The sequence below is a fragment of the Cytophagia bacterium CHB2 genome, assembly GCA_030263535.1.
GTDB lineage: Bacteria > Zhuqueibacterota > Zhuqueibacteria > Zhuqueibacterales > Zhuqueibacteraceae > Coneutiohabitans.
The window spans coordinates 1-11099 of the sequence record SZPB01000217.1; the positions used below are offsets into that span (position 1 = coordinate 1).

The following is an 11099-nucleotide window of genomic DNA, read 5'->3' on the forward strand; positions in this document are numbered from 1 at the left end:
CTGAAGTACCCGGCATCGGCCGACGCGTCGTCATTGAACCCATAACGGGCCCAAGCAATTTCCCGGTCATGCGGGTCGTCTCCGACCGGTATCTGGCGAACGTGGTGCTGGTCGCCGGCAACATCCCCGGGCCACCCGACATCGCCGCGTGGAAACGGGCGGCATCGGAGATCCTCAAGGCGTTGCCCGCCTGATCGTCAGCCTTCTGGGTAGAAGAGGAACAGCACGCACCCGTCCGCAGACTGCGGTACGTGCCACGAGCCGGCCGGAGCGTGCAGGAATGTGCCTGCGGCGTAGTCGTTGACGCCGTCGTTGAACACACCGGAAACCACGTAGACCTCTTCGGGGCCTGGGGCATGCAGGTCTTGTCCGACCCAGACCGCGCCCGGTGCGATGGTTGTCACCGCCGCCTTGGCACCGTTCGCGCCCGTCCAGAGCAGTTGGACGGTGATTCCGGGTGAGACTTCGGTCGGCTCGACATCCGTTGTCGACTTCCAGACGTACCCGGGCGCGTTCGGGCCGAATGACGCAACATCACCGCTTGTTGTCATATCTGCACGAACCGTGCGCATCCGCTTGCAATTCCCGAGCCACCGAATTGCAGTTCAGAGGCGCAATCCACTAGGCCGACGATTCCAGCGGAGGAAGCAGGCCGAACCGCTCCAGATCGGTGACGTATTTGGTGATGATCGGCGGTGAGATGTGTGATCCGGCGATAGCGATTCGAAACCGGCCAGGTCAACGGATTGCAATGCGCGACAACTAACAACGCGCGCGTCACCGGCCAGCTTTGATGACGTGTCCACTGTAAAGCCATCATGCGGCTCACGAGCCAGATTAGCTGGCCGATCTGCGCGCGGCTGATCATCGCCTCGACATGCGTGCTGTTCAAAACTAGCGTGGGATGCCCGCCGGCGGACAGCCAGCGCGCCGCGGATTTCTCAGCGGTAGACACGTAAATCGCAAACGCCGGGGAATAACTCAATGCGCGCGCAACTATGGTTTGAATATAATAAATCTCCGGAAAATTTTCTTCACTGACGTGCAGGGCATGTCCGATGAGCCGGGCATGATGGAGACGCGCGCGCAGCCCCCAGACGATTATAAGAACCGCCGCGCCGGCATAGAAAAAGACGCCCGCTTTCAGAAAAACGAACGGCAGCGCAAGCACGGCGGCTACGGTCAAGCCGCCCAGAATAACGCTGATTTGTTTTAGGAAGTTTTCACGTGGATGCCGGTACGCCTGTGCAGCAACGCCGCGATTGACGATGATTTTCGCGGGCGGGAATTTGCGCGACATTTTTTCTCCAGTTCGTCAGAGCAACCTTGCAAAATGTGATTTTTTTTGCAAGGTTGCGCTTTCAAATTGAAAGCAATGATACAAAACGCGCTGCCAGTTGTCAAGTTGTTTGTAGCCGCGCAGCGCGAGAAAACTCTGCAATCGCGGAGAAATAATTCACGAGCGCTTGCTTTGATTTTAGGCCAATCCCGTTCCTTTTCATTTTACTCATGTGGAGGCAAAGAATGCGCGTGTTTGCCGTCTCTATCGTGATGACGCTGTCTTTTGTAACTGTTGCAGCACAAACACAAACTTCCGTCAAACCTCAGCTCACGGTCGAATGGATCATGCGCGAGGCGCATGGGCTGCTGGGCCTGCCCAAACAGCTTCGCTGGTCGGAGGATGCTCAGAGCTTGTATTTCATGTGGAATCCCGAACGGGCGGAGGCCGATTCGTTGTATCAAATCAATCGGCGCGGCGGCGTCCCGGGCAAGGTTCCTCTCAAGACGCAGAAAGATCTCGTGCCTTCACACGGGGTGTATTCGCGCGATTATTCTCAAAAGGTATTTGAGCGCGACGGCGATATTTTCATCGTTCATACCAAAACCGGCAGGCAAACACCGGTGACCAGCACGATTGCAAGAGAGGGGAGCCCTCGTTTTTCCTTGCGGGAAGATGCCATCATTTTTGAGCGTGAAAACAACCTTTTTTCCTGGGAAATTACGACTGGCAAACTCACGCAGCTCACCGATTTTCGTTCCGGCGCAGCGCCTGTTGAAAAAGGCCCGCGGACTGAGGAGCAAAAATATCTCGCACAGGAAGAATTGCGGTTGATACAGATTTTGCGCGAGCGCAAAGAAAAAGAAGACCTGGGCAAGGCCCGCAATAAACTCCTTGAACTCAAACGGCCAAAGACCATTTATCTTGGTGAAGCAGATTTGCAGAACCCGCAACTTTCACCCGACGGCGGCTTTGTGACCTTTGTGTTGCGCAAAAGAGCCAAAGAGGGGCAGACTGCAATTGTGCCGAACTATGTCACCGAAACCGGTTTTACGGAAGATATCCGCACGCGTGAAAAAGTCGGTGAGCCGCAGGCAACATATCAATTCGGTTATTGGGATATAGCGACAGACACTGTGCTTTATCTCAAACCCGACAGCCTGCCGGAGATTTTTACCGAGCGCGATTTTACCGCAACGCCGCAAAAATCAAAAAAGGATTCTGCCACGGCGTCCGATAAACGCATGGCTCGATCCGTTATGTGGCATGGCCCTTTTTGGAGTGATGATGGCAAGCACGCGTTCGTGGTGGTCACTTCGTTAGACAGCAAAGATCGTTGGATTGCTGAACTTCGTCTGCCGAAAGGTGCATTGCGCGCGCTCGATCATCAACATGATGCAGCTTGGATCGGCGGCCCGAGTATTTACAGCCGGTGGTCCGCCGGCGAAGTCGGTTGGATGCCGGATAACGAACGTGTGTGGTTTTGTTCGGAGGAAAGCGGCTATTCGCATCTTTATACTGTGAACGTGAAAACCGGTAAGAAGCAAGCGTTGACCAGCGGCAATTTTGAAATTTTTTCGCCATTTATTTCGCGCGACAAGAAACATTGGTATTTCACCAGCAATGAAGCGCATCCCGGCGAGCGGCATTTTTATTTAATGCCAATAAACGGCGGCAAACGCACGCCATTAACGATGATGACGGGAAACAACGATGTCGAACTAGCGCCGGATGAATCCATGCTCGCGATCTTGCATTCCAGTATCAATAAACCGTGGGAAATCTATTTGCAGCCGAATCAACCTGGCGCTAAAGCCACGCGCCTCACGCATTCGACAACTGAGGCGTTTAGGAGTTATCCCTGGCGAGAACCGGAGTTGATTACCTATCCTGCGCGCGACGGCAAGCAGGTGTATGCGCGTTTATACCGGCCCGCGCAATCGAATGGTGCTGCCGTGATTTTTGTGCACGGCGCGGGCTATCTTCAAAACGCGCACAAATGGTGGTCAAGTTATTTTCGCGAGTATATGTTCCACAATCTGCTTGCGGATTTGGGCTACACCGTGCTCGATCCCGATTATCGCGCCAGCGCCGGTTATGGCCGCGATTGGCGCACAGCAATTTATCGTCACATGGGCGGTAAGGATTTGGAGGATGTTGTTGATGGTGCGAAGTACCTGACCGAACAGCATGGTGTCGACGCCAAACGCATTGGCGTTTATGGCGGCAGTTACGGCGGCTTTATTACGTTGATGGCTATGTTTACGACGCCTGAGGTGTTTGCCGCAGGCGCGGCGCTGCGGCCGGTGACAGATTGGGCGCATTACAATCATGGTTACACCGCCAACATTCTCAATATTCCGATTGCAGATACACTCGCGTACCGCCGCAGCTCGCCGATTTATTTTGCGGAGGGTTTGCAAGGAGCGCTGCTCATGTGTCACGGCATGGTGGATGTCAACGTCCATTTTCAAGACACGGTTCGCCTGGCGCAGCGTTTGATTGAATTGGGCAAGGATAATTGGGAAGTGGCAATCTATCCGATGGAAGATCACGGCTTCAAGGAAATCAGTTCGTGGACAGATGAATACAAGCGGATTCTGAAGCTGTTCGAAGAAAACCTGGGCGGGAAGCAGGAGGGAGGAAAGTGAGCGGTGGCGGCGGGGCTGCCGGGTTTTGGCCTGAGCCATTATTGCGAAACAGGTGCCGCCTCCACGCCCGCGAAAATATCCTGCACCGGCAGCGCAAAGCCGGGCAGCAGTTCCGGAGCGGTCAGCACGTCACGCACACTGTGTTTGCCCTCGGGCTTGCAAGCCAGGACTTCGCGCGTGCTGCTAATGATCAACCAGACAATCTTCACCCCTGCCGGGAGATACTCCTCGACCTTTTCCATTACCTTGTCGAAACTGGCGCTGGGCGAGAGGATTTCAATCGCCAGATCCGGGGCCAGGGCAAGTAACGCCGCCGGCTCTGGGGAAGGCGATCATTTGTGACCAAGGAAATGTCCGGCGCACGGGAATCTCTTTTGCGTTCCGGACGAAGGCGATAATTGGCATTGCCGGAAAGCAGGCCAACGGGATGATTCTCGAGATAGTTGCGAATCTTATACGCAACGTTTTCGTGGATGACGCCATGCTCAAAGTTCGACATTTTGTAAATAATCCTTCCATCATAGAGCTCGGCAGGATAAGGCAACGACATGCGTTCAAGCTCGTCAACGGTGATATCCGTGCGCTGCTCGATCGGGATGCCGGCGCTCTCTGCCAAGGCCTCAGCGGCGTTTGGAGCCGTGCTCTCGCCTATTGTCGAAATGGAATTTGTCATGGTTTCTAAAACTGAATTTGGAGGGCAATATTCATGATTGACAAAGAATGATAAAATTTTGAGTCACAAAACGCAAGCACTCTTTTCCTCGTCCTTCAAAACACCAGCGCCAGACCCACGGCCGGAATATGCACGAATTCATACAAATCGCTGAAACGCAGGTAGAGAAAATCGTAATCAAACACCAAGGCCAGGCTACTACCCGAAATGAAATACTCGCCTTGAAATCCTCCGACAAAATTGATTTTCGTCTCGTTGTGCTCTTGATCGAGAAGGTTCTTGGCGCGCAAATGATAGGCGCCCGCACCCAGGCTGCCGTTGATGAAAAGCCGGTCCAGGTGCAGGAGATTGTATTGAAATCGCAAGTTCATATTGTAAACTTTCGAGCGCACTTCGTCGCGGCCCAGATCGAACTTGTCGTTGACAAAAAGAGCGGTGAGCTTGAACTGCTGGCGGCGGCTCATTTGATAGGAATAGTCAAGCTTTGCCGTGCGACCGTATTGCAACGCCAGTGAGTTCGAGTGCATGGTGTGATAGTATGTGTTTTGTTGCGCGCGGCCGCTTGCCGGAAAACCCACCGTCAGCAGTGCCACAATTGCCAGCGCGATTAAGCCATGAGGATGGGCGAACGCTGATCGACGATCGCGCGAAAGGCGTATTCTGCTGCTCAATTCCCGATTCTCCCTTTTCGATTCTCCGGCCCGGCTTTGCCAGCCCGTTTTCTTCTCATTCATAAACACCTCGTTGGTCGCTTCCCATCAATTGCATGGAATTTTCACTTGTTTGACGATTTCCCCAATCACGCCCCGGTTTCGCACTCTCAACCGCACGGGATATGTGCCGCTGTTTTCATACCTCTTGCGCACAGTCGAAAGCGTGGCCCCGCTCTGCATGTCGCCGTCGCCAAAATCCCATTCATAGTTGTCGATCTGATCGTTGGGCGGGGCGTTGGGATCGTAGCTGGTTGAAATAAAAGTCACATTGCCGAGATCGCAATCCTGCCAAATGAAATCAGCCACGGGCGGGCTAATCACGGTCACTTGCACGGTTTGCGTGGTCGTGGCGCCGACGTTGTCGCGCACGGTGAGCTGTACATTATAAGGGCTGTTGGGCGGGCTGTCTTGCGTATAGGTATGCGAGCCGCTGTCTGCTTGTGAGCTTGCGCCGTCGCCGAACGTGATGTCATACGCCACAATCTTGCCGTCAATGTCGCGGCTGCCGCGCGCGTTGTAGGCAATCGTCAGCGGCGCGCTGCCGATGGTGGGCGTGACACTGAGCGCCGCAATCGGCGGCTGATTGAACGTCGTCACCACTTGATCCAAACTATCCAGGGCGCCTTCATTGTCTTTGATGATCAGGCGCACCGTGTACGAGCCGGATTGCTGATAGTCATAATGAATGGTGCTCGAGCGCGAGGTCACGTGAGGGCTGTTGTCGCCAAACGACCAGACATAGGTGTCGATCGTGCCGTCACGGTCGGTGCTGTTGGCGGCGTTGAAATCGACACCGTAAGGCGGATTTTGCTGGCCGCCGAGCTGCGCTTGAAATCGTACCACCGGTTTTAAGTTCTCAAAAAACGTTGTGGAGGCCAACTTGGTTTGCGAGTCTTTGATGCCGTCCGTAATGACCAATTGCAAATCGACGATTCCGGATTTCGACGGCACCAGAAAAATATCGTCAGTGAGCGAAGGCGGAATGTCGAAAGAAAGCCCGTCCGCGCTCGGATTGGTGAATTGATTGCTCACTATGCGCCCGCTGCCCGCGAGAAACGTGAAATGCGCGCGCAGGTTGCGATCTTTGTTTTTCAGTTCGGCGTCTTCGTATTGCAAGGCAATCGCATAGGCTTCACCAGCTTTGAATTTCAGGGAGTCGCCGCTCGAGCGCAAACGCAGATCGGGCAGCGTGACATCCGGCCTGAAGGTGAAGTTGGTGATGACCGGCGAGCTGTTGCTTCCAGAAAACGGATCTTTGTGCGTCTCGCATGAAAGCAAGATGCCCAGCACAAACATGCCGGCGGCAGCGGCGAGAGTTGAACGGAATGTTTTCATCGCGTGCTTAGAAAATGTTGGTAATCTGCGCATAAAACTCCAAGCCCTCCTCCAAGGTGGTAACTTCCTGGTTAAACGGGGTGACTTCTTGATCGGCAGCATAGCGTCCCACGATCGGAATGCCCGAGGCAATGCTGCGCAGCTCATCTAATACGACTTTTCGGGTTTTATCGTCGAGCGGCGTGTAGGGAATACCGGGCAAGCGCTTGAGATCGTAAGCGCGACCGGTGCAGGTGCGCGTCACGCCGTTGATGCGAATTTCACGAAACTGAATTTCAACGCGGCTGTTTTGCAGCGTGGCCACGCCGAGCAACTGCGCGCGCCGTGGAATTTCAATGCTGCCCCATTGGCCCTCGCCGATCACGCGCGCCAGCACTAGGCTGTTGTTCGTCACCGGGGTTTTATCCGGCAACATCACTTTGAGCAAGACGGATTGCAGACCCAGCACGTTGCTGGTGGAGAATTCATTCGAACCCAGCGAGCTATGTACGATCATGCTGCGGCCGCTGCTGGGTACTGTCACCGGCGCACTCGGAAAGGAGGTGGCCGCCGGCGCGGAGGCCGCGCTGCGTACCTCTTCTACCGGCGCTTGCGCTGTTGGTTCGCGTCGAGGGCGCGCCGAAACGGAGCGTTCGGTTTGCGGCGCCGGCGCCACTGGCGACAGCGAAGGTTCCGGCGCCGGCTTGTAATAGTCGCCCAGTGAAAACGTATCCAATTTGACGATATCATAATCGAGCTTTTGCTGGGGTGTTACCGGACGCGCCGCGAAGGGGTTGGGCGCGGGGCGCTCGCCCTTGGCATTGCGTTGATAAGCCAGCAACACGAACAGAATAAAAACCATGAAGGCCGCCACGCTCGCCATCATCACCATGTGGGGCTTGAGCCGGCGCTGGCCCTGCCGGGTTTCAAAAAATATCTTTTCAAGATTCATCGCAAAATCTCCTAAGTCCGCGCCGCCCGTTGCCCGGGCCGGCGAGAAAGAGTCCGCTGTGTTTGGTTGCGCAACTCAAGGTCTAAAACAACAAATTACTCCACGAACGAGCCCGGCACCTTGATCGCCAGATCACGGCGGCCGCTCTCTTCACTGCACTTGATTTCAATATCGCTGCGATCAGAAAACCCGTGCTTGTCGAACACGAACATCATGCGCGTCGATTTGTTCGATTCGACGCGCGGCGTATAAGCTTCTTGCAAAGGCTCAAGCTCTTCTTCTTTGACTCTCTTCTTGAAGAGCAGCATTGAACGCGCATTCTCCACCAAACGGAATCTTACAAAACCGATGTCATACGGAATGCGTGACTTGTTCACCAGCGTGCAAATAACAAAAAGCTTTTCTTCGATCATCGCCATGTGATCCACGGCAAACGTCACGTCCGAATTCACCACGCTGTAGGTATAAGGTCGCGGCGTTTTGAGATAGGAGTTGAGCACATTTTTTGTCTTGGGTGAAAGAGCCTTCAAACCCACGGCTTTGGTTGGCGCGCTTTTCGGCGGCGTCACCGCTTCGTTATCCGCCTGATGCGACCTTCCGTTTTTGCCCTCCGCCGCCAGATTCGACGGCGGTTGCGCTGCCGGCTGCAAGCGTATTTCGAGATCGGGCTGTGCGGAAACCTGCAACAGTAAATTGTAGGAATCCGGCCCGGATTTGATGAACATGTTCGTGCTGCCTTGATTCACCAGCGGCTTCACCAGAATGTAATTGGCCGAGCTTTGCGTGGAAAATTGCTCGGGATTGCCGACCGTCACCAGTTCCGGCGGCGCCGGGCAAACGATGATCGTCGCAAAGCCGGGCTTCACGCGCACGGTGCTCGGCGCTTGCGCGGGCGCGCTGTTCGTGATCAACAGCAGGGCGGCGAAAAGGGTGTTGAGGGTTTTCATGTTTTTTCTTGAGTATAGTTAATGATGCGCAGGCCAAAAGGGTTCGCGTCGGTGCGATTCACCACGTTGATCGTCAACGTAAAACGCAAGGGAATCGGTTGCTGGCCGGGAAAAACTTGCAAGCCGGAGACATGCGCGTTGAACGGATCACCTTGCGTCACACGGATTTCTTCTACATTGAATTTCACTGTGCCCGGCGTGTTTTGCACGATTTTGGGAATCTCCGAGGTTTTAATGGTGTTGTACATCAACACTTCCAGTTCGGTGGAACACATTTGCAACGCCAGTTTGATGCGCTCATTGAAATTTTCGCGGTTGAATTCCAGCAGATTCTTGGCAAACGTTTGCGCGAACTGCCGCACCTCGTGTACCGAGCGAGTTTCGCCGTAAGGTGTGGTCGCGTATGCAAACCCTTCTTTTACCAAAAAAGTTTCCACCGGCCGCGAAAAGCCAAGGTAGGCGATGAACGCCAGCAACAAATTCACACCGACCAGGATCATGACCAGCCGCTTCAGAAAAATGTTGCTCTTGATCAGCTCGCCGTAAAACTCGTAATACTCAGGATTGGTACGCATAGCGCATCTCAAAGGTTAGGTGTTAAACCGCCCGGGCGCAATGCCATTCACTTACGCACACGCATGGACGGTAATCTTGGCAGCATAGCAACGCCCGGGCGGTATTTTTTGAAACTAGATCTCCATCACTCCGATTATCCCGTGCCGCCGGCCGGTTGTCGCGAGCCGGCAAACGGCCACGTTGCCACCGGCGATTCCGGTTGAATCATTGCCGCGGCCGCCGCTTGTGTGGCCTGATTGGCCGGACTGCTCGTCATGGTTTGTGCGCCGGTAATAATCGTGTCGCCCGCGCGCGTCGCGACATTGTGGCTGATGTTGCTCGAATATGCCTTGACGTTTTTCCACACGGTTGAAATCACCAGGCCTGCCGTTAAGCCGGTGCCGTAGCTGCCGAGATCAGCGCTCGCCGAGGCCAGCTTGAAAATGCCCGCGGAAAGTTTGGGAATCAATACGATCGTCACCGCGATCAACACGCCGAGAATGAACGTGTCCCACAGCAAACCCTTGTCGCCGGCCGCCACTGCTTGCTGAAATGCCGAAGCCGAGGTTATCGTCTTCACCAGGCGAAACAGAATCGCGACCAGCACCGACCAGAAATTCACCGAGCAAAAGTTCGACAGCCAGATTTTGAAAACATCATGAAACTGCGGGAACAGCGAGATCACGATCGCTATCGGCCCCAGCAGATAAAAAAAGATTTGCACCAGCACTTGAATGATCACGAAGATTTCATAAACGATCATCACCAGCAAGTAGGACAGGGACGACAAAGACTCCAAACTCAGAATGTTGAACAGCGAGAGCTTCACCCCGCCGTTGCCGTCGCCGAAAAATGCGCCGAGATATTCCGCCATCAGGTTGTCGGATTCGAGATCGAAAATCGCGCGCGCCAGCAGCACGAACAGCTTGCCCAGCCACACCGCCCAGATTTTATACGTTGCCAATCCAATCGCGCTGAATGCGATGAACAACAGATGATAAAAATGATCGCCGCCCTCCTGGCCGCTGCTCATGCGCATCACGGTCGCGAGAAAGTAGAAAATCATGCCGACCGTGAAAATGTACGTCGAGATCGTCACGATATAATCGACGAGCTGATGCACGGAATCGAAGAAAACCGGACTGAAAAAAAGTTCGAGCATAGTTTGTCGTTCGTAGTCGCCCCTTTAGGGGCGTTCTTGTGGTTATTGACTCACACGCTTCATTGGTTTCGACGATCAGAATCTTTAATTCTCAACTTGCTCTGCCACGGCTTGGTCGTGGCATCTGACCGGGTAAAGCCACGGTTTAACCGTGGCTGAACTTCGCAGCATGCGCCTCAAGGCGCGACTACGAACTTACTGCGTTCTCGTGCTGCCAATATCAAAAAAACCGTAACGGATTTTCGAGGTTTTATTCACCTGCGACTTGAGCGCCTGCCAATTGAATTTCTTGCTCAGGAAATCGAGCTTCTTGTCGAACATACCGATTTCGTTGGAATGCGCTTCTTCAGAATACTTCAAATACTTTTCATAATAGGAATTCGAAAACTCGCGCAGCTTCACAGCCTCCAGCAAAAATTGTGTACGTTCCGCTTCGGTGAATTTGTTTTTATTGTTGATCACTTGCTGTTGCAGCTCCACCGCCATTGAATCATACGTTTTCGCCAGCACTTGGCTCTTCGCGGCATATTCGAGCAACGCTTTCGAAAACGCTTCCTGCCCGAGCAGCGCGTTATGCCGGCGCGTATCCAAATCCGAGGGGATTTCATCATATTGTGTCGATACGGCAAAACTATTGTAAGTTTTTTCCAGCTCTTTGGCGTTGCCGATGAGAGAGTTCACGCCCAGGGCGGATTGCGAAACATCCGTGGTCGTGCCCGGCAGCCAGAAGTTCAAACGGTCGCCGTTGATGATGAAATTCGAAACCGCGTAGGAATTGCTCAAATCCAGATTCTCGATGGCGCGCATGTCGTTGTAGAGGCTCTGGGTGAATTCGATATCGTTGCGCAGCAGG

At 54.0% G+C, this 11099-nt stretch carries 10 protein-coding genes; 1 reads left to right on the forward strand and 9 read right to left on the reverse strand.

All coding sequences use genetic code 11. From position 1 onward, the window contains the following. Positions 1 to 197: 197 nt before the first annotated feature. Both FBQ85_19040 and FBQ85_19045 read right to left on the reverse strand, forming a co-directional pair. Positions 198 to 551, reverse strand: coding sequence for an anti-sigma factor (locus FBQ85_19040; GenBank protein ID MDL1877232.1), 354 nt, complete (start codon positions 549 to 551; stop codon positions 198 to 200). Continuing rightward, complete coding sequence (locus FBQ85_19045; GenBank protein MDL1877233.1) at positions 548 to 1300, reverse strand: hypothetical protein; 753 nt, start codon at positions 1298 to 1300, stop codon at positions 548 to 550. Before FBQ85_19045 ends, FBQ85_19040 begins: the two co-directional genes overlap by 4 nt. A gap of 224 nt (positions 1301 to 1524) precedes the next feature. On the opposite strand from FBQ85_19045, the gene FBQ85_19050 reads away from it, so the two are divergent. Further along, on the forward strand, positions 1525 to 3930 hold the full coding sequence (locus FBQ85_19050) for a S9 family peptidase (protein ID MDL1877234.1): 2406 nt from the start codon (positions 1525 to 1527) through the stop codon (positions 3928 to 3930). 38 nt (positions 3931 to 3968) lie between these two features. Here FBQ85_19050 and FBQ85_19055 read toward each other — a convergent pair whose 3' ends face one another. The 7 genes from FBQ85_19055 to FBQ85_19085 all read right to left on the reverse strand — a co-directional run bounded on the left by FBQ85_19055 (position 3969) and on the right by FBQ85_19085 (position 10246). Continuing rightward, positions 3969 to 4229, reverse strand: coding sequence for a hypothetical protein (locus FBQ85_19055; GenBank protein MDL1877235.1), 261 nt, complete (start codon positions 4227 to 4229; stop codon positions 3969 to 3971). Then, positions 4172 to 4603, reverse strand: a complete 432-nt coding sequence (locus FBQ85_19060; GenBank protein ID MDL1877236.1) for a Uma2 family endonuclease — start codon at positions 4601 to 4603, stop codon at positions 4172 to 4174. Before FBQ85_19060 ends, FBQ85_19055 begins: the two co-directional genes overlap by 58 nt. Positions 4604 to 4698: 95 nt before the next feature. Beyond that, a complete protein-coding gene (locus FBQ85_19065; protein ID MDL1877237.1) occupies positions 4699 to 5337 on the reverse strand; it encodes a hypothetical protein in 639 nt (212 codons plus the stop codon). 24 nt (positions 5338 to 5361) lie between these two features. Then, positions 5362 to 6798 carry a PKD domain-containing protein gene (locus FBQ85_19070; GenBank protein ID MDL1877238.1) on the reverse strand — a complete coding sequence of 479 codons (1437 nt, stop codon included), beginning with the start codon at positions 6796 to 6798 and terminating at the stop codon, positions 5362 to 5364. 879 nt (positions 6799 to 7677) lie between these two features. After that, the gene (locus FBQ85_19075; protein MDL1877239.1) at positions 7678 to 8529 is read right to left on the reverse strand and encodes a DUF4138 domain-containing protein; all 852 of its coding nucleotides are present in this window, start codon (positions 8527 to 8529) and stop codon (positions 7678 to 7680) included. Continuing rightward, positions 8526 to 9104 carry a hypothetical protein gene (locus FBQ85_19080; protein MDL1877240.1) on the reverse strand — a complete coding sequence of 193 codons (579 nt, stop codon included), beginning with the start codon at positions 9102 to 9104 and terminating at the stop codon, positions 8526 to 8528. The genes FBQ85_19075 and FBQ85_19080 overlap by 4 nt, the downstream gene beginning before the upstream one ends. Before the next feature lie 134 nt (positions 9105 to 9238). Continuing rightward, complete coding sequence (locus FBQ85_19085; GenBank protein MDL1877241.1) at positions 9239 to 10246, reverse strand: hypothetical protein; 1008 nt, start codon at positions 10244 to 10246, stop codon at positions 9239 to 9241. Positions 10247 to 11099 lie beyond the last annotated feature (853 nt).

Coding starts and splice junctions, on each gene's coding strand:
- FBQ85_19085 (MDL1877241.1), bottom strand. CDS start 10,246: ATGCTCGAACTTTTTTTCAGTCCGGTTTTCTTCGATTCCGTGCATCAG.
- FBQ85_19080 (MDL1877240.1), bottom strand. CDS start 9,104: ATGCGTACCAATCCTGAGTATTACGAGTTTTACGGCGAGCTGATCAAG.
- FBQ85_19050 (MDL1877234.1), top strand. CDS start 1,525: ATGCGCGTGTTTGCCGTCTCTATCGTGATGACGCTGTCTTTTGTAACT.
- FBQ85_19065 (MDL1877237.1), bottom strand. CDS start 5,337: ATGAATGAGAAGAAAACGGGCTGGCAAAGCCGGGCCGGAGAATCGAAA.
- FBQ85_19070 (MDL1877238.1), bottom strand. CDS start 6,798: ATGAGCTGCGCAGCATTGCCTCGGGCATTCCGATCGTGGGACGCTATG.
- FBQ85_19075 (MDL1877239.1), bottom strand. CDS start 8,529: ATGAAAACCCTCAACACCCTTTTCGCCGCCCTGCTGTTGATCACGAAC.
- FBQ85_19060 (MDL1877236.1), bottom strand. CDS start 4,603: ATGACAAATTCCATTTCGACAATAGGCGAGAGCACGGCTCCAAACGCC.
- FBQ85_19040 (MDL1877232.1), bottom strand. CDS start 551: ATGACAACAAGCGGTGATGTTGCGTCATTCGGCCCGAACGCGCCCGGG.
- FBQ85_19045 (MDL1877233.1), bottom strand. CDS start 1,300: ATGTCGCGCAAATTCCCGCCCGCGAAAATCATCGTCAATCGCGGCGTT.